Here is a 23,993-nt window from a genome sequence, read left to right as displayed (position 1 = left end):
GGGCTCGGCCGGTGACGCGCGCCGCTGTGCTGGTCCACGTCGTCGGGGCCGGCATCGGTGGGTCGGCCGCGGCGCTCGCGCTGCACGGGGTGGGCGCGCGGGTGGTGGTCCACGAGGCGCACCCGCACTCCTCGGCCGACGCGGGAGCGTTCCTGACGCTCGCGGAGAACGGGGTTCGGGCGCTCCGGGCGATCGGGGCCGACGACGCGGTCCGGCGGGCGAGCGCGCCGCTGCGCACCATGCGGGTGTCCGACGGGGCCGGCGCCGAGATCACGAGCCGGCCGCTCGGGGAACCCGGCGGCCCCGGCTTCCGCTACCTCACGAGGGCGCGGCTGTGCGCGGTCCTGCAGGACGAGGTGCGCCGGCGCGGGATCCCCCTGCGGCACGGTGAGCGGCTGACCGGGATCGAGCGGGACGGGGACGGGGTCGTCGCGGTCTTCGATGACGGCGGCCGGGCCCGCGGCGACCTGTTGGTCGGCGCCGACGGGCTGCGGTCGACCGTGCGCACGCAGCTGGATCCCGCCGCCGCGCCGCCGCGGTACGTCGGATCGCAGATCTTCTACGGCAGCACGCCCGGCACTCCCCCCGGCGCGCCGACCGACCGGATCCAGTTCGTCCGCAGCACCTCCACCGGCTCCGTCGCCTTCGGGTTCATCGCGACCGAACGGGACGGCACGTGGTGGTTCGCGCGGGTGGTCGGCCCCGAGCTGGCCCCGCAGCAGGTTGCGACGGGCACCACCGGCGACTGGTCCGCGCTCCTCACCGACGTGCTGCGGGAGGAGCCCCTTCCCCGGTCGATCGTCGCGGGCGCCGACCGGGTGCTGGTGACCAACGCCTTCGACCTGGCGAACGTCCGCGTGTGGCACCGCGACCGCGCCCTGATCATCGGCGACGCCGCCCACGCCGCCTCGCCCGCCACCGGCCAGGGGGCGTCCATGGCCCTCGAGGACGCCGTTGCGCTGGCCGGGGCGATCCGGGACGGGGCCGGGACCGACGGGGGCGGGATCGATGCCGCCCTCGGCCGGTACGAGGAACGCCGCCGCCCGCCGGTGGAGGCCAACACGGCGGCCAGCGCCCGGATGTGAGGGCCACGATCCCCCGTCCGGGTCCGGCGCGTCGCCGGGACCAGGCCGCAACCTCCGCTACCTTCCGCGTCGCTAGCGTTACGCACAGTGAGTATGCACAGCGAAGGGGACGACGATGGCGGGCAAGTTCGAGGTGTACAAGGACCGCGCCGGGAAGTACCGGTTCCGGCTGAAGGCGTCCAACGGCCAGGTCGTCGCCACCGGCGAGGCGTACGAGACCAAGGCGTCGGCGCTGAAGGGATGCGAGTCGGTGCGGAAGGCGGCCGAGGGCGCGCCCGTCGTCGAGGTCGAATCCTGATCCACCCCCGGGAGCGCGGGGCGTGCTCGTCCGGCGCGACCCCGGCTCCCCCGTCCCGATCGGTCCACCGGCCCGGTCAGGGCGGTGCCGTGCCCCCGGTGGTCAGGCGCGAGAGCGCGGTGCGTGCGGCGTTCTCGACGTGGCGGGCACAGGCGGTGGCCGCGGCGTCTTCGTCGCCCGCCTCGACGGCGTCGACCACGGCCCGCAGTTCGGCCGCTGCCTGCTGGGGGCGCCCCGGTTCGGACAATGACGTGGCCCGCAACAGCCGCACGCGGGCCTGCAGGCCGGCGACGGTCTGCTGCAACGGCGCGCTGCCGCAGCCGCTGAAGAGCACCTCGTAGAACCGGTCCTTGGCCTGCAGCTGGCCCTGCGGCTCCCCGGAACGCGCCGTGCGTTCGATCTCGTCGACGGCCGCGCGCAGCCCCGCCACGTGCCCGGGCGTGGCGCGCTGCACGAACCGCCGCACGGCGAGCGCTTCGAGCGACGCGCGCATCTCGTACAGGTCGGCGGCGTCGTCCGGGGAGAGCGCCGTGACGACCGCGCCCCGCTGCGGCACGACCGTGACCAGGCCCTCGACGGCGAGCTGGCGCAGCACCTCCCGAACGGTCGGGCGGGAGATGCCCAGCTGCTCCACCAGCTCGCGCTCCACGAGCCGCTGCCCAGGCCGGAGCCGGAAGCCCAGGATCGCGTCCCGCACCAGCGTGACCACCTGCTCGCGCAGCGGTGCTGCGACCCGGCCGACCTGGTCGGCCGACCAGGTCGGTTCAGCCATCGCCCGGCTCCGCTCCGTTGTCGGCGCCGTTCTCGGCGGTGGTCTCGCCGAGCACCTTCACTGCGCGCTCACCCTTCCGTCGTGTCCTGCCCGACCAAGCTTGCCCGAGGTCCGACCGCGTCGAGCCGCGTACCACCCACCTCGGGCAGCCACCGCACCAGCGCGAGGGTGGCGACCGCGGCCACGACCACCATGTAGAGCGCGGGGAGGGTGCTGCTGCCGGTGGCGCTCGCGATCGCGGCGGCGACGAGCGGGCCGGGCCCGCCGATGAGGGCGAGGCCGAGGTTGAAGCCGATGGAGCTGGACGTCGACCGCGTCTGCGCCGGGAACAGCTCGACGAGCATGCAGACCGTGGTGACGCTGACCATCGACTGGAACACCGCGAAGAGCACCATCCCCCCGATCACACCCGCCGCGGTGCCCGTGCCCATCAGGGCGAACGCCGGGACGGCGACGACGGCGAGCCCGAGGCCGCCGACGAGGTTGACCCGGCGCCTGCCGAGCCGGTCCGACACCGCCCCGGCCAGCGGGCACAGCAGGGCGTAGCAGACGAGCCCGGTGGCGACCAGCACGAGCGCCCGCGGCCGGGAGAGCTCGACCGTGGCGGTGAGGTAGGTGATGACGTACGTGGCGAGGTAGTAGAAGCCCAGGCCCTGCACGCTGGAGAAGGCGAAGGTCAGCGCGATGGCGCGCACGTCGCGCCCGGACTGGCGCAGCGGCGCCTCCGCGCGCTCGCCCGCCTCCACCAGCCTGCGGAACACCGGCGTCTCGTCGATCCGCAGCCGCACCCACGTGCCGACCGCCGTGAGCGGGACCGCCACGAGGAACGGGATGCGCCAGCCCCACGCCGCCATCTGGTCGGGGCCGAGCGAGACCTCCAGCGCGAGCACGAGCAGCCCCCCGACGCAGGTCGCGAGGGCCGCGGTGGCCGAGACCACGCTGGCGAACCGGCCGCGCCGGTCGACGGGCGTGTGCTCGATGAGGAACGCCGCGGATCCGGTCCACTCGGCCCCTGCCGAGAAGCCCTGGAGGCAGCGCAGCAGCACGAGCAGCACCGGGGCGAGCAGCCCGGCCGTGCCGTAGGTCGGCAGCACCCCGATCAGCGTGGTCGACAGGCCCATGAGCCCGATCGAGAGCGTGAGGAGCGCGCGCCGCCCCAGCCGGTCACCCACCGCGCCGAGCACGAACCCGCCCAGCGGTCGCATGAAGAACGCGACCCCGAAGACGGCCAGCGAGGCGAGGAGCGACGCGGCCGGGCTCGCCCCGGGGAAGAACAGTCGCCCCAGCGTGGCCGCGAGGAAACCGTAGATCGCGAAGTCGAACCACTCCGTGAAGTTCCCGACGCCGGTGGCGAACGCCACGACCCGGCGGCCCTCCCCGTCCTCGTGCTTCATCGCACTCCTCTCACCGAACCGGCAACTGGCCGTCAGACTGTCAGACAATTTTTGGCCGGGCAAGGGTGCGCGGGTACCGGCACGGGCTCAGCGGCCGGTCACGGCTCCGGGTCGTTCAGCGTCCGCACCGGGGAACCGGCCAGCCAGGCGGAGATGTCCTCGACGACGTCGCCGTAGAAGAGGCGGTACTCCTCGGCGGTGACGAAGCCGATGTGCGGGGTCAGGACGGTGCGCGGGGCGCCGAGCAGATCCGCGTCCGGGGGCACCGGCTCGACGTCGAACACGTCGACGGCCGCGCCCGCGATCGTTCCGTCCCGCAGCGCCGCGACCAGCGCGCCGGTGTCGACGATCCCGGCCCGCGACGTGTTGACCAGGTAGGCGGTGGGCTGCATGAGCCCGAGCTCGCGGGCGCCGACGAGCCCCCGGGTCCGCTGGCTCAGCACGAGGTGGATCGACACGACGTCGGCGCGGGCCATGAGCTCGTCCTTCTCGACCCGGCGGGCACCGTGGGCGGCGGCGCGCTCGTCGGTGAGGTGGGCACTCCAGGCGATGACGTCCATCTCGAAGGCCCGGGCGATCCGCGCCATCGCGCCGCCGATGTCACCCAGGCCGAGCAGGCCGAGCGTCCTGCCGCCGAGGCCGACCCCGAGCGAGCTCTGCCAGCGGCCCTCCCGCAGCGACCGCTGCTGGCCCGGGATGTCCCGCGTCACCGCGAGGATGAGGCCCCAGGTGAGCTCGACGGTGGAGCGCTTGTTGCCGCGCGTCCCGCAGACGAGCACGCCGCGCTCGGCGGCCGCGTCGAGGTCGATCACGGCGTTGCGCATCCCGGTGGTCACGAGCAGCCGCAGCCGGGGCAGCTTCTCCAGCACCGATCTCCCGAGCCGGGTCCGTTCCCTCGTGGCGACCACCACGTCGGCGCCGGCCAGCGCGGCGACGAGCTCGTCCTCCCCGGCGATGTGCCGGTTGATCGTGACGACCTCGGCGGGCAGCACCGACCAGTCGGCGCTGCCGGTGACGGCGTCGAGGTAGTCGTCGAGCACGACGATGCGCAGGTCGGTCACCGGTCGGAGAACCGCGCGCACGGATCGAGAGCGCCGCCGGGCACGCCCACCTCGCCTCCCCTGACCTCTCCGGGTCCGTCCGCCGGAGGATACGGGACGCCCGGCGCGCCGCGACGCCGCTCGCGCCGCCGTCCCCGGTGCCGGCGAACGGTTCGGCGCGCCTGCGGCCCCTTTCGACGTACCGCGCCGCGCCTGCCCGAACCCGGCCGCTCCCGCGTCCGTGCGTGCGGGCAGACCTGGAAGATCGTGGACGACCGGAGGCATCGCGTGCGACACAGCGTGGACGGACAGAGCGTGGACGGCCAGGGCATTGACGGCCAGGGCGTGGACGGCCAGGGCATGGACGGTCGCGGCGCGGACGGACACGGAGTCGACTCGCGGATGTTCCAGCAGACCGCGCACAGCCCCTCGTACTTCGAGCTGTCCCGGCGCATGGGCGAGGGCGGCAGGCGGCTCATCGACTTCTGCGTCCCGTGCAACCCGTACTTCCCGACACCGGCCATGTTCCAGCGGCTGGCCGGGAACCTCGAGAACGTCCTGAAGTTCTACCCGAGCGACACGGACACGATCGCCGCGCAACTCGCGCGCGTGCTGAAGCTCAACCCGAGCACGGTCGTCATGTCCAACGGCTCCACCGAGCTGATCACCTGGATGGACCACCTGTGGGTGTCCGAGAGCCTCGCCGTCCCGGTCCCCACGTTCGGGAGGTGGACCGACCAGCCGCTGGAGACCGGCAAGCGGGTCGACATGTTCCCGCTGCACGAGCGCGACGCGTTCGAGCTGGACGTCGACCGGTACGTCGCGTTCATCCGCTCCCGCGGCTCCCGCGTCGCCGTCCTGTGCAACCCGAACAACCCGGACGGCAGCTACCTGCCGCGCCGCGAGGTCCTCCGGTTCGTCGACGAGCTCACCGACCTCGACCTCGTGGTGGTCGACGAGTCGTTCATCGACTTCGTCGATGCGGAGCAGGGCGCCTCGGTGGCGGCGGAGGCGGCGATCCGGCCGAACGTCGTGGTGCTGAAGAGCCTCGGCAAGAACTTCGGCCTGCACGGGGTCCGGTTCGGCTACCTGGTGGCCAACCCGGGGCTCGCCGCGATGATGCGCCGGGCGCTGCCCAGGTGGAACCTCAACTCGCTCGCCGAGGCGATCGTGTTCATGCTCGACGAGCATCGCGCCGAGTACGACGAGAGCCTGCGGCTGCTGGCGCGCGACCGCTTCAGCATGGGTGTGGAACTGGCCAGGATGCCCGAGCTCAGCGTGTTCTCGTCGCAGGCCAACTTCCTGCTCGTGAAGCTCGCCGACGGGATCGACGGCGGCGAGCTGCGCGACCACCTCCTGTCCCGGCACGGGTTGCTGGTCCGCGAGTGCGGCAACAAGCTCGGGATGAGCAGCCAGTTCCTGCGCCTGGTCGTGAGGCCGCCGCAGGACGTCGCCCACCTCGTGGAGGGCATCCGCGCCTTCCTGCAGTCCCGGCGGCCCGCCGCGGAGCGGCGCGATCCGGCCGTCCTGCTGCGCAGCCTCTCCGCGAGCGGCGGTGAGCGCCCTCCCGAGCTCCCCCGGCCGCGGTCGGAGCTGTGGCCGTCCCGTCGGCGGGGATGACGGCGCTGGGATGACGGGCACCGCCCGCCCCGCCGTCGTCCACACGGCGCGGCGCACCGGCACGTATCACGCCGCACCCCTCGCGGCTCTCGGGAGGAGGACGGTGCGGAGGTGGGTTCGTGATCGATGGAGGGGTGATCGCCGCGTATCTCGCGGCAGCGGTGGCTCGGGGTGGCCGGCGCGTGCCCGACCGGGTCGTCGACGGCACGCTCGACCGCCTGACCGACAGGGTGGCGCGCAGGCTCGGCCCGCGGCCGGCGGCCGAGCTCGCGAAGAACCCGTACGACGGCGCCACCCTCGCGGAGGCCTCCCGGGCGATCGGCGCGGTGGCGCGCCACGACGTCCGGTTCGCCCGCGAGCTGGCGGGGCTGCGCCGGAAGCTGGACAAGCACGGTGGACTGCGGCTCGCCGACCAGGTACGCGCCCGGGCCGCCGTCCGGGCGTTCCACGTCAGCACCGGCGACCGCGACGTCCGCGCCGAGCCGGTGGTGGGCCAGGGCGCCGGCCGGGTGCTGGCGTTGGTGGGGATCCTGGTCGCGCTGACCGGCTTCGCCTGCTGGATGTACGTGATCGTCTCCGGGTTCGCTGCCGGCCCGGCCGGGCCCGTGGCCCAGGAGCTCGTCGTCGGTGTGCCGCCGGCCCCGGCGGCCTTCGGAGCGTTCCTGGCCGGTGTGCTGATGTTCGGGTCGGGTGCCGCGTTCACCATGGCCGCGCGCAGGCGCGAGCAGGAGGACCTCCGGTGGGCGGCCGGGAGGCGACGGCGCTGAACGCGTACGACGCATGACGTAAGAGCGCGCCGCCATGCGTCGATCGCTCCGACCGCGCGGCCTCTTCTAGCGTCGCTCCCTGGAATCGCCTGGTCAGCGACCACCGGCAGCGACGACGGGAGCGCCATGCGCACGAAGGCAGCCATCATCCGGGAGACCGGCAAACCCTGGGAGCTGGTGGACCTCGAGCTCGACGAGCCCCGCGCGGGCGAGGTCCGCATCAAGTTCGCCGTCTCCGGGATGTGCCACTCCGACGAGCACCTGCGCACGGGCGACTCGCAGTGCCGGTTGCCGATCGTCGGCGGGCACGAGGGCGCGGGCGTCGTCGAGGCCGTCGGCCCGGACGTCACGCGGGTGCGGCCCGGCGACCACGTCGTGTGCTCGTTCATCCCGGCGTGCGGGACGTGCCGCTACTGCTCGTCGGGCCGGCAGAACCTGTGCGACCAGGGCGCCCAGATGGTCACCGGGATGCTCGCCGACGGCACGTTCCGGTTCCACGACGAGTGGGGCGCCGACCTGGGCGGGTTCTGCATGCTCGGCACGTTCTCGCAGCGCGCGGTGGTCTCGCAGGCGTCCTGCGTGCGGATCGACGACGACATCCCGTTCGAGGTCGCGGCACTCACCGGCTGCGGCGTCCCCACCGGCTGGGGCACGTCGGTCTACGCGGCGGGGGTGCGGGCCGGCGACACGGTCGTGATCTTCGGGGTGGGCGGGGTCGGGGCCAACGCGGTGCAGGGGGCGCGTCACGCGGGTGCGCGGAACATCGTGGCGGTCGACCCGGTGGCGTTCAAGCGCGAGAAGGCGCTGGAGTTCGGCGCCACCCACACCTTCGCCGACGCGGCCGAGGCGCACGAGGCCGTCGTCGAGATGACCCGCGGGCAGCTGGCCGACCACGCCATCTGCACCGTCGGCGTGCTGACCTCGGAGGTCGTGTCGCAGGCGGCCGCGATCGTCGGGAAGGGCGCGCAGGTCACGATCACCTCGGTCGGCCGCAGCACCGACACGCAGGTGCAGCTCGCGGCCAACGGGATGGTGGTCGGCTACCAGCGGCGCATCCAGGGGCACGTCTTCGGGATGTGCAACCCGCTGCTCGACATCCCGCGGCTGCTCGACATGTACCGGGGCGGGCAGTTGAAGCTCGACGAGCTGATCACGCGGCGGTACGGCCTCGACGAGATCAACCAGGGGTACCAGGACCTCGACGAGGGCAGGCTGATCCGCGGCGTCGTCGTGCACGAGGACTGAGCGGTGACGATCGACAGCCCCGCCGGGTCGCCGCTCCAGGACGACACCCGGCTCCGGACGCAGCGGCGCCGGGTCCTGGTCTCGGGCACGATCGGGACCACGATCGAGTACTTCGACTTCCTGCTGTTCGGCCTGATCGCCCCGGTGGCGTTCAACCACCTGTTCTTCCCGCAGGCCGACCCGCTCGTGGGCACGATCGCGGTGCTCGCGACGTTCGCGGTCGGCTACGTCGCGCGCCCGCTCGGCGGCCTCGTCTTCGGGCACTTCGGCGACCGGATCGGACGCAAGCCGATCATGTTCGTCACGCTGGTCCTGATGGGCGGCGCCACGACGGGCATCGGACTGCTGCCCACGTACGCCGCCATCGGCGTGGCGGCGCCGATCCTGCTCACCCTCCTGCGCTGCGTGCAGGGCTTCGCGCTCGGTGGCGAGACGGTCGGCGCCACGATCATGGCGACCGAGAGCGCCCCGCAGGGCAGGCGCGGCGCCTACGGGGGCACGATCCAGATCGGCGGTGCGCTCGGCTCGGTGCTGGCGTCGCTCGCGGCCGCCCTCGTGGCGACCATGCCCACCGAGGAGGCGCTCGCCTGGGGCTGGCGCGTTCCGTTCCTGCTCAGCGCCGTGCTCGTGGTGGTCGGGGTCTACGTCCGCACCCGGATCGACGAGTCGCCGGTGTTCCGCAGTGCCATCAGCAGCATGGCCGTCCGGGAGACCCCGCCGAAGGCCCCGCTGCTGGTGGCGCTGCGCGAGGAGCCGAAGGCGTGCCTGACCGTGTTCCTCTGCGTGATCACCGAGACCAGCATGCTGCAGCTCTTCACCGTGTACGCACTCGTGTACGGCGGCAGCGAGCTCGGCATCCCGACCTCGGTGATGTTGAACGGCGTGCTCATCGGCAATGTCGTGGGCATCGCGATGAACCCGCTCTTCGGCCGGCTCTCCGATGTCGTGGGCCGCCGTGTCCTGATCGCGGTCTCGCTCGTCGTCGGCGCGCTCTACACGGCGTTCGTGTTCTTCCCGCTGCTCGCCACCGGGAGCTCCCTGCTCATCGTGCTGGCGATGGCGATCCCGCCCGCCCTCATCCAGACGATGATCTTCGCCCCCGAGGCCAGCTTCTTCGCGGAGCTCTTCCGCGGGGCCGCGCGCCGGTTCTCGGGGCTCGCCGTGAGCCGCCAGCTGGGCGGCGTGATCGGGGGTCTCTTCCCGCTGATCGCGGCGGCCGTCTACGCGGCCGCCGGATCGGTGTGGGCGGTGGTCGGCTACTACGCGGTGATCTCGGCGGTCTCGCTCGCCGCGGTGCTCGCGGCCCGCGAGACCCACCGGGAGGTGCTCAGCTGACGGCAGGTACGACGTCGTCCCGGAACAGGCGCAGCGAGCGCAGCACCGCATCGACCTCCAGCGACCCCCAGGCGAAGGCGCAGGCGAGGTAGTTCAGCTCACCGACGGTCACGGCCTCGGCGACCTGCGCCGCCACCGTCTGAGGCGACCCGGCGAAGAGCTTGTGGTCCTCGACCAGCTCGTCGAGGTCCGGGGCCGTCGAGAACCGGTCGTCGCCGTGGGCACGCCAGAGGTGGGCGAAGCTCGCGTAGTGGTCGGCGAACGCCGCCTTCGCCAGTGCGCGGGCCTCGTCGTCGGACGGCGCCACGAGGACGTGCCGCATCACCCCGAACCGCGGTGGCCGGCCGGGCAGGCTGCACCGCGCCGCCCCACGCGCCTCGGACGCGCGGAACCGCGCGAAGAACGTGCGGCTCTGCTCGCGCACGACGTCGAGCGGCGGGGACACGAAGCCGAACCCGAAGAGCACGTTGTAGCCCTGGTCGCCGAGCCGCGGGATCGAGGCCGGGTTGGAGGTCGGGTACCACAGGGGCGGATGCGGGCGCTGGTACACCGGCACGGACAGCTCGACGTCGCCGAACCGGCCCGTCTCGAGCGCATCGAGGACGGCCGGCACGGCCGACTCGAACCGGCCCGCCGCCCCCGCCGGGTCCAGCCCGTACATCGCGAGCTCGTAGGGCGAGGACCCCTTGCCCACCCCGACGTCGAGCCTGCCGTGGCTGAGCTGGTCGAGCATCGCGATCTCCTCGGCCAGCCGCAGCGGCTCGTACAGCGGCACGACGAACGTGGTGGGCGCCAGCCGGATGCGCTCGGTGACCCGCGCCGCGGCCGCGACGAACACCGCGGGCGAGGGCGCCAGCCCCAGCGGGGTGCCGTGGTGTTCGGCCAAGTGGTAGGTGGCGAAGCCGCCGGTGTCCGCCTCGGCGAGGATGCGCAGCCGGGCGTCGTACACCTGCGCCACGGACGTCCCCGGCACCGCGTCGACCCAGTCGAAGAGCCCGAACTCGAGGTCCATCCGCCCATCGTGGTCAACTGGCGGCGGGGTTGTCATGCAGGGATGCAAGGAGGTGCGGTGCGGTACGCGGCGATCGGGGACAGCTTCACCGAGGGCGTCGGCGACGAGCTCCCGGACGGGTCGGTGCGCGGGTGGGCGGACCGGGTGGCGGCGGGTCTCGCCGCGGCCCGCGACGGCGAGGTCCGGTACGCCAACCTCGCGGTGCGGGGTCGCCTGCTGGCCCCGATCGTGACCGACCAGCTGGAGGCGGCGCTCTCGCTCACGCCCGCGCCCACGCTGATCACGCTCAACGGCGGCGGCAACGACATGCTGCGGCCGGGCGTCGACGTGAGCCGGCTCGTCACCCTCACCGAGCGGGCGATCCGGCGCTGCGCGGACGCCGGCGTGCGGCTCGTGCTGCTCTCCGGTGCCGACCCGTCGGACCGGCTCCCGTTCGGGCGCCGGATCCACCGGCGCGCCGCGGCGCTGACGGCGGGCGTCGCGGCGCTCGCGAGCGCCCACGGCGTGGAGCTCGTCGACGTCTTCCACGACACCGAGATCCGCCGCCCCGAGTACTGGTCGGCCGACCGGCTGCACCTGAACGCCGCCGGGCACCAGCGCGTGGCCGAGCTCGTGCTCGCGGCGCTGGGCGAGGGGCCAGCGGCCACGGCGGCGAGCTCCGGTTCGCCCGTGGCGCGACGGCTCCTCGCCGAGGCCCGCTACTACCGCGAGCACGTGCTGCCGTGGATCCACCGCCGGCTGCGCGGCCGCTCCTCCGGTGACGACCGGATCGGGAAGCACCTCGACTGGATCCCGGTCCCCGTCGTGGACCAGGCACAGCCGTAGGTGATCCCGCGCCGATCCCGGGTAGTCCCGGGCCATGCAGGAGCCGGACCGGATCGCGCAGCCGTGGGGCGAGCGCACACCCCACGGCCGGGGCGAGCCCTGGCCCGCCCGGGTCGACCAGCACCTCGCCGACGGCGTCGCGCCCGCGGACGTGCAGCGCTGGGCGCGCAGCGCGTCGGTGCTGCACTCGAACGGTGACGCGATGGACATCGCCGTGGCCGACGGGCGGATCGCCGGGGTGCGCGGCAGCGCGGACGACCGGGTCAACCGGGGCAGGCTGGGCCCCAAGGACCTCTACGGGTGGCAGGCGAACTCGTCACCGGACCGGCTGACCCGGCCCCTGGTCCGGATGGGCGGGCGGCTGGTCGAGACCGACTGGGACACGGCGATGGGCCGCGTCGTCGCCGCGTCGAAGCGCCTGCTCGGCGAGCGCGGGCCGTCCGCGATCGGCTTCTACACCACCGGGCAGCTGTTCCTCGAGGAGTACTACACGCTCGCGGCGATCGCCCGCGGCGCGATCGGCACCAACCACCTGGACGGGAACACGCGGCTGTGCACGGCCACCGCCGCCGCGGCGCTGAAGGAGACCTTCGCCTGCGACGGGCAGCCCGGCTCCTTCACCGACGTCGACAACGCCGACGTGATCGCGCTGTTCGGGCACAACGCCGCAGAGACGCAGCCCGTGCTGTGGATGCGGATCCTCGACCGGCTGGCGGGCGCGAACCCGCCCGCCCTCGTCTGCGTGGATCCCCGGGAGACCCCGGTGGCACGCGCCGCGCGGGAGAGCGGCGGGGTGCACATCGCGCCACTGCCCGGCACGAACGTGGCCCTGATGAACGGCCTGCTGCACGAGGTGATCGCGAACGGCTGGATCGACCGGGAGTACATCGACGCGCACACCGTCGGGTTCCCCGAGCTCGAGGAGCGCGTGCGGGACTACCCGCCGGAGCACGTCGCACGGATCTGCCGGATCGAGCCGGAGGACGTGCGCGCCGCGGCCCGGGTGCTCGGACGGGCGGAGCGGCTGCTGTCCACCGTGCTGCAGGGCTTCTACCAGTCCCACCAGGCGACGGCGGCGGCCGTGCAGGTGAACAACCTGAACCTCGTCCGGGGCATGCTCGGCCGGCCCGGCTGCGGGATCCTGCAGATGAACGGCCAGCCGACGGCGCAGAACACGCGCGAGTGCGGCGCCGACGGTGACCTGACCGGCTTCCGGAACTGGGAGAACGACGCGCACGTCGCCGACATCGCCCGGCACTGGAACGTCGACCAGGCGCAGATCCCGCACATGGCCCCGCCGACGCACGCCATGCAGATGTTCCGCTACGCGGAGCAGGGCAGCATCCGCATGCTCTGGGTGAGCGGCACCAACCCGGCCGTGTCGATGCCCGAGCTCGCCCGGATCCGGCGCATCCTGTCGCAGCGGCGCCTCTTCCTCGTGGTGCAGGACATCTTCCCGTCCGAGACCGCGCAGCTGGCCGACGTCGTCCTGCCGGCCGCAACGTGGGGCGAGAAGACCGGGTGCCTCACCAACGCCGACCGCACCGTGCACCTCTCCGAGAAGGCCGTCGACCCGCCCGGCCGGGCGCGCCCCGACCTCGACATCTTCCTCGACTACGCGCGGCGCATGGACTTCCGCGACAACGACGGCCACCCGTTCCCGCAGTGGCACGACGCGGAGTCGGCCTTCGACGCGTGGGCGGCGTGCAGCGCCGGCCGGCCATGCGACTACTCGGGGCTGTCCCACGCGAGGCTGCGGGACGCGCCGTCGGGCATCCAGTGGCCGTGCACCGCCGAGAACCCGGACGGCACGGAGCGGCTCTACACCGACGGCCGGTTCTGGAGCGCGCCGGAGTACTGCGAGAGCTACGGCCGCGACCTGGTCACCGGGGCGCCGCTGGAGGAGACCGAGTACCGAGCGCTGAACCCGGACGCGAAGGCGATCCTCAAGGCCGCCGAGCACCTGCCGCCGCACGAGCCGCCCGGGGACGAGTTCCCGCTGGTGCTGACGACCGGCCGCACCATCTACCACTTCCACACCCGGACGAAGACCGGCCGCGTCCCGCAGCTGCAGGCGGCGGCACCGGAGGTCTGGGTCGAGTGCTCCGCGGCGGACGCGCAGCGGCTCGGCGTCGCGGACGGCGACATGGCGGAGGTCGCCACGCCGCGCGGTGCCATCAGGGCGCGGGTCCGCGTCGGCGCCATCCGCGAGGGCGTGCTCTTCGTCCCCTTCCACTACGGGTACTGGGACACGACCGGTTCCGGCCCGGACGGCGGGCCCGGCCGCGCCGCGAACGAGCTCACGCCCACCGACTGGGACCCGGCGTCCAAGCAGCCGCTGTTCAAGACCGCGGCGGCCCGGCTGACGCGCGTCGCCGGCGCAGGGAGCGCGGTGCCGGCACCGCGGACGCCCGGCGACGCGGGTGCGCGTCCCGCGACCACCGTCGGAGGTGCCTCATGAGCAAGCTGCGCCTCGTCCTGCGCGAGCTGCACCGCTCCGAGACGAGCCTGGCCCGCGACCTGCTCGCCGTCGCCGACCGGCACCGCGCCGACCACGAGATCTTCCACGTGGCCCGCGACGTGGCCGGGTGGTCGCAGGAGCACGTCCGCCGGCTCGCCGAGGCCGGCCGGGACCACGGCGTCCGGCTGAACCCGCAGCCGCGCTGGGAGCTGCCCGGCGTCGGCGGTCTCGCGAGGAAGGCGGGCGAGGCGCTCGCCCGCAGGCCCGCCTCCGGCCTGCTGCTGCTCGCTGACCTGCGCCGCGTCCACCGCAAGGCGACGGGGGTGTCGCTGGACTGGGAGCTGCTCGCCCAGGCCGCGCAGGCGATGAAGCAACAGCCGCTGGTGGAGCTCGCCGCCGACTGCCATCCGCAGACGCTGCGCCAGATGCGGTGGGCCAACGCGCACCTCAAGGTGACGTCGCCCCAGGTGATCGCCTCCTGACCTGCGGTAATCCACCCGTTCGGTTGCTGCCCGGCGATTCGTCCCGGGCGTAGGTTCGGCCGCCCTCCGACGGCGGATGCACATCTGGAGGCCCGTCATGACGGCTACCCAACCCGTGGAACACGTGTCGTTCGAGGACCCGGACGAGGTCCGCGAGGGCACGAACTGGCGGATGGAGCTGGTGAACCTCGCCGGCGGTGCGCAGATCGGCCGGATCTCCCTGCAGCCGGGGTGGAGGTGGTCCAACGACGTGAAGCCCGTGGCCGGCACCGACCTGTGCATGGCCCCGCACCAGCAGTACCAGGTGAGCGGGCGCGTCCACGTCGTGATGGCGGACGGCACCGAGCTCGATGCCGGTCCCGGCGAGATCACGTCGTTGCCGCCCGGGCACGACGCGTGGGTGGTGGGCGACGAGCCGGTCGTGGCGATCGACTGGCACGGCGCGTCCGTATGGGCCGCGAAGAAGGAGTAGGTGCCATGGGCGGGTTCATCCAGATCATCGAGATGCAGACGTCCCGGTTCGACGAGATCGAGGCACTGGGGAAGGAGATCCGGGCCCGCCTCGACGACGGCAGCCCGTCCAGCCCCCTGCGGGGGACGATCACCGCCGACCGGGACCGCCCCGGCGTCTACCTGAACATCGTCGAGTTCGACTCGTACGAGGCCGCGATGGAGAACTCGAACCGGCCCGAGACGGGCGAGTTCGCGGCGCGCCTCGCGAAGCTCTGCGACGCACCGCCGACGTTCCACAACCTCGACGTGCGCGAGGTGTGGCAGCCCTCGGCGCGCGGCTGATCGGCCCGCTCGCCCGGGTGGGGGCCCGGCGATCGGGTTACCGTCACGGCGTGGGACCACTGCTCATCGAACCGACCGGCCAGGGTTGGACCCAGATCCTGGAACTGGGCAGCGCGCTCGTCCTGTCGGCGCTCATCGGCCTGGAGCGGGAGCTGCGGCGCAAGAGCGCAGGCCTGCGCACCCACACCCTCATCGGGTTCAGCTCCGCGCTGATCATGCTGGTGTCCAAGTACGGGTTCACCGACGTACTGGGCGAGCACACCGTGCTGGACCCCTCCCGCGTCGCGGCCCAGATCGTGTCCGGCATCGGGTTCATCGGGGGCGGGCTGATCTTCGTCAAGCGGGACGCGGTGCGCGGGCTGACGACGGCGGCCGCGGTCTGGCTGACCACGGCCGTGGGGATGGCGGCGGGCGCCGGGCTGCTGGTGCTGGCCGCCGCCACCACGGCGGGCTACTTCCTGGTCGTCTACGGCCTCACGCCGCTCAGCACGCGGATCCAGCAGTCCCGGCCGCAGTCGCAGCTGATCGAGGTGACCTACCAGGACGGCCGGGGGCTCCTCCGCGACGTGCTGGCGTGCTGCACGAAGCGCGGGTGGGTCGTGGCCCGCTTCGCCACCCGCCACGACGTCCGGCAGGGGGCGGGCGCAGGCGACCGGGTGCCCGACTCCGTCGCGGTCCTCGTGGAGCTGCGCGGCACCGGCGGTCTCGACGAGCTCGCCGCGGAGCTCACGGAGCTGCCCGGCGTGCTGGGCGTCAACGCGGTCTCGCCCGACCAGCTCCAGGACGACGAGTCCGACTGAGCCGGGTGGCGCCGGGGTGGTCTTCGCGGAGTGCGTCGTCCTGAACCTGGACGTGGGCACGGCACCCTGACGACCGGTCACAGCGAGGCGAGTACCCGGACGCGGCCGGCGGAGACCCGCCGGGCGGCGGCCAGTCGAACGCACCGTTCAGCGTGGCGCGGCGGGTCTCGACGTCGCCGACCGGCGGCGTGCTGCCGGCCGCCTCGGCGGCGAAGGGGGCGAACGCAGCGGCGACCTCGGCGTCGAGTGTGAAGGACACGGTTCTCCTCGGAACGAGCTCAGGGGATGAGGACGGTCTTTCCGGCCAGGCGTCCGGCGGCGGCCTCACGGTGGACGGCGGCCAGGTCGGTCAGCGGCCGGCGTTCCGCCACGTGGATCTGCAGGTCTCCGGCGTCGATGCGGGCGACCAGCCCGGCGAGCTGGCCGGCATCGCTGCGCGTGAAGATCCGCACGGCCCGCACCCCGCGCCCGGGGTCTTCCGGGCCGGATGTGGTTGTGCTGACGAACACCCCGCCGTCGGCGACCAGGTCCACCAGCTGCGCGACTTCCTCGGGGCCGGTGGGCACCAGGTCCGGGCTCGTGGGCGCCAGGTGCAGCACCACGTCGAACCGCTGCCCGGCCAGCGAGGCCGGGACGGGGGCGGCGGTGTGGTCGACGATCCGGGCTGCTCCGTAGGAGCGGACGCGGTCGCGGCTGCGTGCTCCTGCGGCTGCGGTCACGGTGGCACCGGCCTGCGCGGCGAGCTGGACGGCGTACCCGCCCACCGCGCCGCCCGCACCGTCGATGAGGACGCTCTGACCCGGCTTCAAGCCGGCGTGCTCGAACAGCGCCTGCCAGGCCGCGAGCCCGACCGAGGGCAGAGCCGCTGCGTCGGCGAGCTCGCCCGTGCGGGGGGCCGCCGAGAGCACTTCGGTGGGCACGGCGGCGTACTCGGCCGCAGCGCCGGGCGCAGCCGGCGGCAGGAACGCCACGACCGCGTCCCCGACAGTCCATCCGGACACGCCCTCACCGACCTCGGTGATGACGCCGGCCGCGTCGTAGTTCGGCACGTGGGGGAGCGCCACCGGGAACACCTCCTGCAGCAAGCCCGCGCGGATCGCGGCGTCCAGGAGGTTGAAAGCGGTACCGGCCACCCGCAGCACCACCTCTCCGGCCCCCGCGACCGGGCGGTCCACCTCCTCCAGGACCAGCACGTCGCTGTCGCCGTGGACGTGGTAACGCACTGCCTTCATGATCTCTCCCTCGCCTTTGCTTCGAAGTTGAAGCACAATGCCGACGGTACCTTGCTTCGACTTCGAAGCACAACTTCCCGTACGTGACGGTCGACACAGTGCTTCGACTTCGAAGCAAGTGGGCCTGAGGAATGATGTACGGATGACCGGCCAGGGTCTCGAACCCCAGCAGCTGGGGGCCTACTTCGCGTTCGCGGAGGCCGCCAGCCTGCTCCAGCACCACGTGGAACAGCACCTACGCGCCGAGGGCGGCCTCAGCTACGTGCAGTTCCAGCTCCTGGCCCGCCTCGCCGAGGCCCGCAGCCTGACGATGACGCAGCTCGCCGACGGCGTCGTCTACAGCCGCAGCGGCCTGACCTACCAGGCCGGGCTGCTGGAGCAGGCCGGGCTCATCACCCGCGGCCCCAGCGTGGACGACGAGCGCGCCACCCTGGTGACCATCACCGAGGAGGGCCTGGCCCTCGTCCGCCGCATCCTGCCGGGCCACGTCCAGGTCGTCCGCCGCCTGCTGGTCGACCCGCTGTCGAACGACGACGTGCGCCACCTCGGCGACATCATGAGCCGCGTGCGCGACCACATGCGCGCCCAGCCACCCCGCTCCGCGGCCCCCCGCAGGCGCCGCGCCCCCCGCTCGGTGTGAGGATCCGGCTCAGCGCGCGGCGCGCCGCAGGTCCTCCACCTCGGCCGGGGTCAGCGGCGCGCCCGGGAACGTCGCCAGCCGCGCCACCACGTGGCGGCGAGACCGCTCGCGGGCAGACGGCTGGTCGCGGCGGTCCGGATGAAGGATCAACGTCGTCGAGGATGGGCAGACTGTGGAGCGACGACCACCGCCGCTCGGTTACCGGCGTTACGCGTCGTGACCTTGGTCTGCACCGGCGCTCCTACACCGCTGCGGTGCCGATCAGCCCTTCCCGGGTGACCAGCTCGGCCAGCTCGGACTCGTCCAGCCCGGCGGTGCTGTCGGGTCGTATCGGGAGCACCATGTGCCGGCTCTCCGCGCTCGTGTCGTGCACGACGATCTCGGTGCCGGCGGGCAGCTCGAGGCCGAACTCGGCCAGCACCGCCCTCGGCTCCCGGACGACGCGCGCCCGGTACGCCTCGCTCTTGTACCAGGACGGCGAGGGCCCGAGCAGGGCGATCGGGTAGCACGAGCACAGCGTGCAGACGAGCACGTTGTGCGTGGTGGGGGTGTTCTCGACCACGGTGAACCGCTGCGGCTGCGGGCCACCGCTCATGGAAAGGCCGAGCTCCTCGAGCGCCCGGTTCGCGTCGGTCAGCAGTCGTTCTCGGAAGGCCGGGTCGGCCCACGCACGCGCCACGACGCGCGCGCCGTTCGCCGGCGAGCCCGACACGACGCGCCCGATGATGGCGTCGAGCTGGTCGTCGCTGGTCAGCCCGGCGTCGATCAGCTGCTCCTCCAACCGGCGGACGCGCACCGCGACCTCGGAGCTCGCATGACTGCCACTCATGAGACGACCTCCAGATAGGACTCCCACAGCTCCACCTGCACCCAGTGCCCGCCGGGCGGGCCCCACAGGTCGGCCGCCGGGAAGCGAACCATGTACACCGCCTCGACGCGCGGGTCGGTGAACCCGCGCGCCCGGTCGTCGGCGAGCGGCCACGCCCCCTGCACGTCCACCACCTCGCCGACCTGGCCGCGGGCGTAGCGGGGCAGGCGGGTGTGGTGGGGCGGGTCCACCGTGCTCGTGCGCACGCGGTCGCCCACCGCGAACCGGGGATCAGCCATGGCGCGCGGACGCCGTGAGCGTCTCGACGGCGTGCAGCCAGCGCTCGTAGTAGGACGCCGCGAGGTACTCGGCGGGCGGCATCCGCTCGATCGCGTCGCGGAACTGGTCGAGGTTGTAGACGCCCTTCCGCAGCATCGCGACGTTGAGCGCGTAGACCCGCGCCTCCCAGTCGGCGTGGAACGGCGGCTCGTCCCCTTCGACGGCGACCGGCCCGAAGCCGGACTGCCCGCCGACGTCGTTGACCCGAGACATGCCCCGCAGCCTACGAGCGGGAGGCGGGCCGTGGGTAGTGATCGCACCCGCCACCGGAACCACCCGGGCGAGTAACGGATGGCGCCGCTGCCCGGATAGACCGGTGTAATTCGGAGAAGGTCCGGTAATGTCGAGCGCGCCTGCGATCTTACTGAGAACCGTAAGACCAATGGCCGGTCGAAATGTCCGGATTCGCCCCGGCGAGGCGGCTCCGAGTTTCGCCCTATTTCGTCGTGAACGGGGGAATGGCGCGTGGCAGAAACGCCCATGGCCGTGGTGCTGGGGGCACGCGTCATCGAGGTCGTCCGATCGCTGGCGATGGGGGGCATCCCGGTCGGGGTCGTGACGCCCACCGGCGACCCGGCCCGGTGGTCGCGCTACGCCCGCAACGTGATGACGTGGGACTGGATGCTGCCGGCCGAGCGGCACGACGACGCGCTCGCCGACCGGCTCGTGCGGTTCGCCCGGCAGCAGTCCAGCCCGCCCGTGCTCCTGTACTGCTCGGACCAGCCGATGGTCTTCGTGTCCCGGCACCGCCGCCGGCTCGCCGAGGGCTTCCGGTTCGCCGTACCGGACGCCGCGCTGGTCGAGGCCATGGAGGACAAGGCGAGGTTCGCCGCGCTGGCCACGGCCCGCTCGCTGCCGGTGCCTCCGACGGTCGTCCTCGACGTCTGCCGGCCGGAGCCGCCGGACGAGCTCCTCGACCTCGGGCTGCCGCTGATCGTCAAGCCGACGGCCCGCGACCGCACGTGGGTCGAGGCGGTGGGCAGCAACACCAAGGCGATCCGGATCGACAGCAAGGAGCAGCTGCTGGAGGTCTGGCCGCGGCTGCGCGGGCTGAGCAAGCCCGCCATCGCCCAGGAGAGCATTCCGGGGCCGGAGACCGCGGTCGTCAGCTACCACGTCTACGTCGACGGGAACGGTGAGATCGCGGGTGAGTTCACCGGGCGCAAGATCCGGACGATTCCCGTGGAGTACGGCCACACCGCCTCCTTGACGATCATGGACGACCCCGAGGTCCGGCGACTGGGCCGAAAGGTCTGCACGGCATTGGACCTGCGCGGCGTTGCGAAGATCGATTTCAAGTACGGCCCCGACGGGCGCCTGTACCTCTTCGAGATCAACGCGCGACTCACCCTCTGGGTCCATCCGGGCGCGCGGGCGGGCGTCAACCTCCCGGCCATCGTGCACGCCGATCTCACCGGCCGCCCGCGGCCCCGGTGCGGCAGAACCGGTGGCGACGTCGACTGGGTGCACCCCAAGGACGTCCTCGCCGCCCGCGCCCACGGGGTCCCGATGACGGAGTGGCTCTCCTGGCTGTGGCGCACCCGGCCGGTCACCGGGGTCTGGAAGTGGGACGACCCGGGGCCGCTGCTCGGCATGGCCGCGGTCCGGGTCAAGGGCGCAGTCGCTCGTCGACCACCGGCTCGGGGTGAGGGATGCGGATCGGACTGCTGAGCGACGTCCACGCGAACCTGTTCGCGCTGCGGGCGGCGATCACCCGGCTCCGCGCCGAGGGCGTCGACGCCTGGGTGTGCGCGGGCGACCTGGTCGGCTACGGCCCGCACCCCAACGAGTGCGTCGAGACGGTGGCCGAGCTCGAGCCCACCTGCGTGGCCGGGAACCACGAGCTGATGCTCCTCGGGTCCCTGCCGGTGACGCGCGCGGGCTGGCTCGCCCGCCGCACCATCGCGTGGACCCGCGGCGCCGTGCGGCCCGACGTCCGCTCCTACCTCGCCGCACTGCCGCTCACGACGACCGTCGCGGGGATCGCCCTCGCCCACGGATCGCCGGACGACCCCGAGGAGTACGTCCGGACGGACGAGCGGGCGGCGGCGTTGCTGCGGTCGCTACCGGGCGGGCGGCTCCTCGTACTGGGCCACACCCACCGCCACTGGCTCGCCGGGGCGCACGCCGGCACCGTGTTCCCCGCCGACGCTCCCCCGGGATCCGCGGCGCTGCCGCTCGCACCGGACGAGCGGTACCTGGTCAACCCCGGCTCGGTCGGCCAGTCGCGCGAGCGCGAGCGCGTTCCGCGGGCCCGCTTCGCCCTGCTCGACCTCGACCGCGCCCGGGTGCACTTCTTCGCCGACCCCTACGACGCCGCGGCCACCCGGGCGGCGCTGCGCGCGCGGCGCCTGCCCACCGACACCCTCCACCTCCGGCCCGGGCGGGTGGCCACCGCGGCCCGCCGCGCCAGGCGCGTCCTGCACCAGGCCTCCGCCGGTCGCCGCTGACCCGGTCGCCGCTGGACGATCCGTCCTCACCTCGGCGGGTCGGCGGTGAGCGCCTCGAGGGGGGCGAGCGGCACGAGGTCCTTCGCCTTCGCCTTCGCCGCGAACCGCGGTTCGACGGTGACCAGTGCGTCGGCCTGGAGCCTGGCGACGGCGACGTACTCCGCGTCGTACGTCGACTCCCAGCCCTGCTCACGCGCGATCTTCCACGCGGTGCGGCGGGACACCCGGTCACCGAGCAGGCGCATCTTCAGCTCGGTGAGGCGCTCGTGGTGCCGGAGCGCCTCCCGCTCGGAGAGGTCACCGCGACGCACGGCATCGAGCAGCAGCGCCAGCGCGTGGGAGCGGATGAGGTGGGGGGCGACGACCTGGTGCCCCGCACCGACCGGGACGTCGTGCGCGACCACGTGCAGAAGGTCGGGGCGTCGATCACGTAGCGGGTCACCGCTGGCCCCCGGGCCGGGGGACGTAGGCGATCACGTGCTCGGACAGCTCGGTCGCCGCCGACACGACGTCGTGACCGAGGCCGTCCGTCTCGCGCATCTCATGGGCGAGGGAGTCGAGCAGCCGGGCGACCGCCGACATGACGTACTCCCCGGGGTAGCGGCTCCCGAAGACGTCCTCCGGTCGGGCCCTGCGCAGCGCTGCGGCCGCCTCGACGAGGCGGTCCGGATCACCGTGGATGGCCCAGGGTTTCGAGAGGTCATCCGTTCCCATGTGGTTCCCCCTCGCTCGCGGCGTCGGTCGCTGGACATGCCCGGCAGGCGCCGGCCTGCCCGGGCCCCCGGACCGTACCCATCCCACACCCGTGGTGGACACCGCAGGCGGGTCGCCGCGGCGCGGCGGGACGCTGAGAACCCGCCGGGCCGCAGCGCCATAGGAAAGCCCTATACCGCCTGCTGACATCTCGTCTTTGCCTCCCATCCCTTTCCGGACGTAGCGTGGAACGGCTCGACGAGATGCGCGCCCCGCGAATTCTTCGGAGATCTGCGCCGCGCCGGTCGATCCTTTCGTCGAGCGCGCCTACACACAATCGAAAGGACTGGTGGCATGACCACGGTCGAGAACGGATCGGGAACGCGCGAGCTCACCGGAAAGCGCGCCCTGGTCACGGGTGGTTCTCGCGGAATCGGGGCGGCCATCGTGCGCCGACTCCTGGACGCCGGCGCCGAGGTGCTCGCGACCGCCAGGTCGGCGACGAGCACGGTGCCGGAGGGCGCCGCGTTCGTGGCGGCCGACGTGCGGACCCTGGCCGGTGCGGAGGCGCTCGCCGCGGCCGCCCACGAGGCGCTCGGTGGGGTGGACATCCTGGTCCACAACGTGGGCGGGGCGCGACCGCACCCGTCCGGCCTGGCCATCCCGGACGAGGAGTGGCAGGACGCGCTGGACCTGAACTTCCTGTCGTCGGTGCGGCTGAACGCGCTGCTGGCACCGGGGATGCGGGAGCGGCGTTCGGGGGCGATCGTGCACGTGTCCACCGCCGCGGTCGTCCCCCCGGCGCCCCCGTTCCTGCACTACCAGGCGGCGAAGGTGGCGCTGGAGAACTACAGCCGGGGACTCGCCGCCGAGCTGGCGCCCTCCGGGGTCCGGGTCAACACCGTGAGCCCGGGCAGAACCGCCACCCCCGGCGGCGAAGCGACGCGGAAGCACTGGGAGAGCCTGGGCGTGGGACCGGGCGCGGTCGGTACCCCTCCGCTGGGGCGCGACGGGCGGCCCGACGACATCGCCCACGCGGTGCTGTTCCTCGTGTCCGACCGGGCGAGCTGGCTGACCGGGCAGGTCGTCGGCGTGGACGGCGGCGAGTACCCCCGTGGGTGACGACAAGACGGGAACGTACGGCGACAAGAACGTAGTGATCACGGGCGGTGGCGCCGGCATGGGGTTCGCGCTGGCGAAGCTGCTGGTGGACGGCGGAGCCCGGGTGGTGATCACCGGTCGTTCGCAGGCCACGCTCGATGCCGCGCGGGACCTCGGCGAGAACGCGCTGGCCGTACGGGGCGACGTCGCCTCGGTGTCCGACCTGGACGCTCTGGCCGACCGGGTGAAGGGCGAACTCGGCACGCTCGACGCCCTGTTCGTCAACGCCGGCATCGCAGCCACCACGCCCTTCGAGTCGACGACCGAGGAGGCCTACGACGAGCTGTTCGCGATCAACGTCAAGGGCGCCTTCTTCACCGTGCAGAAGCTCGCCCCGCTGCTGAGCACGGGCGCGGGTGTCGTCCTCACCACCTCGGCGGCGAACGCCATCGGAATGCTGGACACCAGCGTCTACGCGGCCGGCAAGGCGGCGCTCCGCTCGATGGCCCGCAGCTTCTCCCGCGAGTTGCTCCCCCGCGGAATCCGGGTCAACGCGATCAGCCCCGGTCCCATCGACACGGGAATCCTGGAGAAGACGATGACCGAAGAGGCCGCCGGACAGTTCACGGCGCAGGTGATCGCGGACAACCCCATGCAGCGTTTCGGCACCCCCGACGAGTTCGCCAGGGCGGCCGCATTCCTCGCCTTCGACGCCACCTACACCACGGGTGCGGAATTCGCCGTCGACGGCGGCCGCACGCAACTCTGAGAAGCCGTCGGGAGGACCCGGGTGGGCGAG

28 protein-coding genes are annotated in these 23,993 nt (G+C 73.2%); 17 read left to right on the top strand and 11 right to left on the bottom strand.

What is annotated here, in order from left to right; genetic code table 11:
* The first annotated feature begins 11 nt into the window (after positions 1-11).
* Together ABEA81_RS29215 and ABEA81_RS29210 are read left to right on the top strand one after the other, a co-directional pair.
* Positions 12-1,085: an FAD-dependent oxidoreductase gene (locus ABEA81_RS29215; RefSeq protein WP_345609284.1), complete on the top strand. Its 1,074-nt coding sequence runs from the start codon at positions 12-14 to the stop codon at positions 1,083-1,085.
* Positions 1,086-1,200: 115 nt separating this feature from the next.
* Positions 1,201-1,383, top strand: a complete 183-nt coding sequence (locus ABEA81_RS29210) for a YegP family protein (RefSeq protein ID WP_345609282.1) — start codon at positions 1,201-1,203, stop codon at positions 1,381-1,383.
* 76 nt (positions 1,384-1,459) lie between these two features.
* On the opposite strand, the gene ABEA81_RS29205 is transcribed toward ABEA81_RS29210, so the two are convergent.
* From ABEA81_RS29205 to ABEA81_RS29195, 3 genes are all read right to left on the bottom strand, one after another.
* Positions 1,460-2,155 carry a GntR family transcriptional regulator gene (locus ABEA81_RS29205; protein WP_345609280.1) on the bottom strand — a complete coding sequence of 232 codons (696 nt, stop codon included), beginning with the start codon at positions 2,153-2,155 and terminating at the stop codon, positions 1,460-1,462.
* 68 nt (positions 2,156-2,223) lie between these two features.
* The gene (locus tag ABEA81_RS29200) at positions 2,224-3,549 is read right to left on the bottom strand and encodes an MFS transporter (RefSeq protein ID WP_345609278.1); all 1,326 of its coding nucleotides are present in this window, start codon (positions 3,547-3,549) and stop codon (positions 2,224-2,226) included.
* 98 nt (positions 3,550-3,647) lie between these two features.
* Complete coding sequence (locus tag ABEA81_RS29195; protein ID WP_345609389.1) at positions 3,648-4,601, bottom strand: D-2-hydroxyacid dehydrogenase family protein; 954 nt, start codon at positions 4,599-4,601, stop codon at positions 3,648-3,650.
* Positions 4,602-4,889: 288 nt separating this feature from the next.
* On the opposite strand from ABEA81_RS29195, the gene ABEA81_RS29190 reads away from it, so the two are divergent.
* The 4 genes from ABEA81_RS29190 (at position 4,890) to ABEA81_RS29175 (ending at position 9,556) form a co-directional block, all read left to right on the top strand.
* Positions 4,890-6,209 carry a pyridoxal phosphate-dependent aminotransferase gene (locus ABEA81_RS29190; RefSeq protein WP_345609276.1) on the top strand — a complete coding sequence of 440 codons (1,320 nt, stop codon included), beginning with the start codon at positions 4,890-4,892 and terminating at the stop codon, positions 6,207-6,209.
* Positions 6,210-6,328: 119 nt separating this feature from the next.
* Positions 6,329-6,976, top strand: coding sequence for a hypothetical protein (locus ABEA81_RS29185; protein ID WP_345609274.1), 648 nt, complete (start codon positions 6,329-6,331; stop codon positions 6,974-6,976).
* 126 nt (positions 6,977-7,102) lie between these two features.
* Entirely contained in the window at positions 7,103-8,221 is a 1,119-nt protein-coding gene (locus ABEA81_RS29180) for an NDMA-dependent alcohol dehydrogenase (RefSeq protein WP_345609272.1), read from the top strand.
* Between the two features lie 3 nt (positions 8,222-8,224).
* Positions 8,225-9,556: an MFS transporter gene (locus ABEA81_RS29175; protein WP_345609270.1), complete on the top strand. Its 1,332-nt coding sequence runs from the start codon at positions 8,225-8,227 to the stop codon at positions 9,554-9,556.
* Here ABEA81_RS29175 and ABEA81_RS29170 read toward each other — a convergent pair.
* The gene (locus tag ABEA81_RS29170) at positions 9,549-10,568 is read right to left on the bottom strand and encodes an LLM class flavin-dependent oxidoreductase (RefSeq protein WP_345609268.1); all 1,020 of its coding nucleotides are present in this window, start codon (positions 10,566-10,568) and stop codon (positions 9,549-9,551) included. The two genes, ABEA81_RS29175 and ABEA81_RS29170, sit on opposite strands and share 8 nt — an antisense overlap.
* Before the next feature lie 57 nt (positions 10,569-10,625).
* Here ABEA81_RS29170 and ABEA81_RS29165 point away from each other — a divergent pair, with 57 nt between their 5' ends.
* The 6 genes from ABEA81_RS29165 to ABEA81_RS29140 all read left to right on the top strand — a co-directional run bounded on the left by ABEA81_RS29165 (position 10,626) and on the right by ABEA81_RS29140 (position 15,931).
* Positions 10,626-11,393: an SGNH/GDSL hydrolase family protein gene (locus ABEA81_RS29165; RefSeq protein WP_345609266.1), complete on the top strand. Its 768-nt coding sequence runs from the start codon at positions 10,626-10,628 to the stop codon at positions 11,391-11,393.
* A gap of 34 nt (positions 11,394-11,427) precedes the next feature.
* On the top strand, positions 11,428-13,854 hold the full coding sequence (locus tag ABEA81_RS29160; protein ID WP_345609264.1) for a molybdopterin oxidoreductase family protein: 2,427 nt from the start codon (positions 11,428-11,430) through the stop codon (positions 13,852-13,854).
* Positions 13,851-14,336, top strand: coding sequence for a hypothetical protein (locus ABEA81_RS29155; RefSeq protein ID WP_345609263.1), 486 nt, complete (start codon positions 13,851-13,853; stop codon positions 14,334-14,336). The genes ABEA81_RS29160 and ABEA81_RS29155 overlap by 4 nt, the downstream gene beginning before the upstream one ends.
* 97 nt (positions 14,337-14,433) lie before the next feature.
* Positions 14,434-14,808, top strand: coding sequence for a cupin domain-containing protein (locus tag ABEA81_RS29150; RefSeq protein ID WP_345609261.1), 375 nt, complete (start codon positions 14,434-14,436; stop codon positions 14,806-14,808).
* A 5-nt stretch (positions 14,809-14,813) separates the two neighbouring features.
* The gene (locus ABEA81_RS29145) at positions 14,814-15,131 is read left to right on the top strand and encodes a hypothetical protein (RefSeq protein ID WP_345609259.1); all 318 of its coding nucleotides are present in this window, start codon (positions 14,814-14,816) and stop codon (positions 15,129-15,131) included.
* Positions 15,132-15,190: 59 nt separating this feature from the next.
* Positions 15,191-15,931, top strand: coding sequence for an MgtC/SapB family protein (locus tag ABEA81_RS29140; protein WP_425570719.1), 741 nt, complete (start codon positions 15,191-15,193; stop codon positions 15,929-15,931).
* 278 nt (positions 15,932-16,209) lie between these two features.
* Here ABEA81_RS29140 and ABEA81_RS29135 read toward each other — a convergent pair whose 3' ends face one another.
* Positions 16,210-17,163 carry an NADP-dependent oxidoreductase gene (locus tag ABEA81_RS29135; RefSeq protein WP_345609255.1) on the bottom strand — a complete coding sequence of 318 codons (954 nt, stop codon included), beginning with the start codon at positions 17,161-17,163 and terminating at the stop codon, positions 16,210-16,212.
* 142 nt (positions 17,164-17,305) lie between these two features.
* Between ABEA81_RS29135 and ABEA81_RS29130 the strand changes: the two genes are divergently transcribed.
* Positions 17,306-17,803 (top strand): MarR family winged helix-turn-helix transcriptional regulator, encoded by a 498-nt coding sequence (locus ABEA81_RS29130; protein WP_345609254.1) that lies wholly within the window; start codon positions 17,306-17,308, stop codon positions 17,801-17,803.
* A gap of 9 nt (positions 17,804-17,812) precedes the next feature.
* Here the strand turns inward: ABEA81_RS29130 and ABEA81_RS29125 are convergent, their stop codons facing one another.
* From ABEA81_RS29125 to ABEA81_RS29110, 4 genes are all read right to left on the bottom strand, one after another.
* Positions 17,813-17,953: a hypothetical protein gene (locus ABEA81_RS29125; RefSeq protein ID WP_345609253.1), complete on the bottom strand. Its 141-nt coding sequence runs from the start codon at positions 17,951-17,953 to the stop codon at positions 17,813-17,815.
* Between the two features lie 91 nt (positions 17,954-18,044).
* On the bottom strand, positions 18,045-18,632 hold the full coding sequence (locus ABEA81_RS29120) for a nitrile hydratase subunit alpha (protein WP_345609252.1): 588 nt from the start codon (positions 18,630-18,632) through the stop codon (positions 18,045-18,047).
* Positions 18,629-18,910, bottom strand: a complete 282-nt coding sequence (locus tag ABEA81_RS29115) for an SH3-like domain-containing protein (protein WP_345609250.1) — start codon at positions 18,908-18,910, stop codon at positions 18,629-18,631. Before ABEA81_RS29115 ends, ABEA81_RS29120 begins: the two co-directional genes overlap by 4 nt.
* A complete protein-coding gene (locus ABEA81_RS29110) occupies positions 18,903-19,163 on the bottom strand; it encodes a hypothetical protein (protein WP_345609248.1) in 261 nt (86 codons plus the stop codon). Before ABEA81_RS29110 ends, ABEA81_RS29115 begins: the two co-directional genes overlap by 8 nt.
* A gap of 252 nt (positions 19,164-19,415) precedes the next feature.
* On the opposite strand from ABEA81_RS29110, the gene ABEA81_RS29105 reads away from it, so the two are divergent.
* Both ABEA81_RS29105 and ABEA81_RS29100 read left to right on the top strand, forming a co-directional pair.
* Positions 19,416-20,621, top strand: a complete 1,206-nt coding sequence (locus ABEA81_RS29105) for a carboxylate--amine ligase (protein WP_345609246.1) — start codon at positions 19,416-19,418, stop codon at positions 20,619-20,621.
* On the top strand, positions 20,603-21,400 hold the full coding sequence (locus ABEA81_RS29100; RefSeq protein ID WP_345609244.1) for a metallophosphoesterase family protein: 798 nt from the start codon (positions 20,603-20,605) through the stop codon (positions 21,398-21,400). The genes ABEA81_RS29105 and ABEA81_RS29100 overlap by 19 nt, the downstream gene beginning before the upstream one ends.
* Positions 21,401-21,426: 26 nt before the next feature.
* On the opposite strand, the gene ABEA81_RS29095 is transcribed toward ABEA81_RS29100, so the two are convergent.
* Together ABEA81_RS29095 and ABEA81_RS29090 are read right to left on the bottom strand one after the other, a co-directional pair.
* Complete coding sequence (locus ABEA81_RS29095; protein WP_345609242.1) at positions 21,427-21,804, bottom strand: type II toxin-antitoxin system VapC family toxin; 378 nt, start codon at positions 21,802-21,804, stop codon at positions 21,427-21,429.
* 34 nt (positions 21,805-21,838) lie between these two features.
* A complete protein-coding gene (locus ABEA81_RS29090; protein WP_345609240.1) occupies positions 21,839-22,114 on the bottom strand; it encodes a hypothetical protein in 276 nt (91 codons plus the stop codon).
* Between the two features lie 333 nt (positions 22,115-22,447).
* Between ABEA81_RS29090 and ABEA81_RS29085 the strand changes: the two genes are divergently transcribed.
* A complete protein-coding gene (locus tag ABEA81_RS29085; protein ID WP_345609238.1) occupies positions 22,448-23,215 on the top strand; it encodes an oxidoreductase in 768 nt (255 codons plus the stop codon).
* A complete protein-coding gene (locus ABEA81_RS29080; protein WP_345609236.1) occupies positions 23,208-23,963 on the top strand; it encodes an SDR family oxidoreductase in 756 nt (251 codons plus the stop codon). The genes ABEA81_RS29085 and ABEA81_RS29080 overlap by 8 nt, the downstream gene beginning before the upstream one ends.
* The last annotated feature ends 30 nt before the right edge of the window (positions 23,964-23,993 follow it).

The organism is Pseudonocardia adelaidensis, from assembly GCF_039543345.1.
In the GTDB taxonomy this organism is placed as follows: domain Bacteria; phylum Actinomycetota; class Actinomycetes; order Mycobacteriales; family Pseudonocardiaceae; genus Pseudonocardia; species Pseudonocardia adelaidensis.
The sequence above is the reverse complement of the archived record's forward strand: the minus strand, read 5'-3'. Positions and strand labels throughout refer to the sequence as shown.

Coding starts and splice junctions, on each gene's coding strand:
- ABEA81_RS29100 (WP_345609244.1), top strand. CDS start 20,603: ATGCGGATCGGACTGCTGAGCGACGTCCACGCGAACCTGTTCGCGCTG.
- ABEA81_RS29145 (WP_345609259.1), top strand. CDS start 14,814: ATGGGCGGGTTCATCCAGATCATCGAGATGCAGACGTCCCGGTTCGAC.
- ABEA81_RS29180 (WP_345609272.1), top strand. CDS start 7,103: ATGCGCACGAAGGCAGCCATCATCCGGGAGACCGGCAAACCCTGGGAG.
- ABEA81_RS29090 (WP_345609240.1), bottom strand. CDS start 22,114: ATGGGAACGGATGACCTCTCGAAACCCTGGGCCATCCACGGTGATCCG.
- ABEA81_RS29150 (WP_345609261.1), top strand. CDS start 14,434: ATGACGGCTACCCAACCCGTGGAACACGTGTCGTTCGAGGACCCGGAC.
- ABEA81_RS29155 (WP_345609263.1), top strand. CDS start 13,851: ATGAGCAAGCTGCGCCTCGTCCTGCGCGAGCTGCACCGCTCCGAGACG.
- ABEA81_RS29130 (WP_345609254.1), top strand. CDS start 17,306: ATGACCGGCCAGGGTCTCGAACCCCAGCAGCTGGGGGCCTACTTCGCG.
- ABEA81_RS29160 (WP_345609264.1), top strand. CDS start 11,428: ATGCAGGAGCCGGACCGGATCGCGCAGCCGTGGGGCGAGCGCACACCC.
- ABEA81_RS29115 (WP_345609250.1), bottom strand. CDS start 18,910: ATGGCTGATCCCCGGTTCGCGGTGGGCGACCGCGTGCGCACGAGCACG.
- ABEA81_RS29120 (WP_345609252.1), bottom strand. CDS start 18,632: ATGAGTGGCAGTCATGCGAGCTCCGAGGTCGCGGTGCGCGTCCGCCGG.
- ABEA81_RS29200 (WP_345609278.1), bottom strand. CDS start 3,549: ATGAAGCACGAGGACGGGGAGGGCCGCCGGGTCGTGGCGTTCGCCACC.
- ABEA81_RS29170 (WP_345609268.1), bottom strand. CDS start 10,568: ATGGACCTCGAGTTCGGGCTCTTCGACTGGGTCGACGCGGTGCCGGGG.
- ABEA81_RS29135 (WP_345609255.1), bottom strand. CDS start 17,163: ATGAAGGCAGTGCGTTACCACGTCCACGGCGACAGCGACGTGCTGGTC.
- ABEA81_RS29210 (WP_345609282.1), top strand. CDS start 1,201: ATGGCGGGCAAGTTCGAGGTGTACAAGGACCGCGCCGGGAAGTACCGG.
- ABEA81_RS29085 (WP_345609238.1), top strand. CDS start 22,448: ATGACCACGGTCGAGAACGGATCGGGAACGCGCGAGCTCACCGGAAAG.
- ABEA81_RS29205 (WP_345609280.1), bottom strand. CDS start 2,155: ATGGCTGAACCGACCTGGTCGGCCGACCAGGTCGGCCGGGTCGCAGCA.
- ABEA81_RS29110 (WP_345609248.1), bottom strand. CDS start 19,163: ATGTCTCGGGTCAACGACGTCGGCGGGCAGTCCGGCTTCGGGCCGGTC.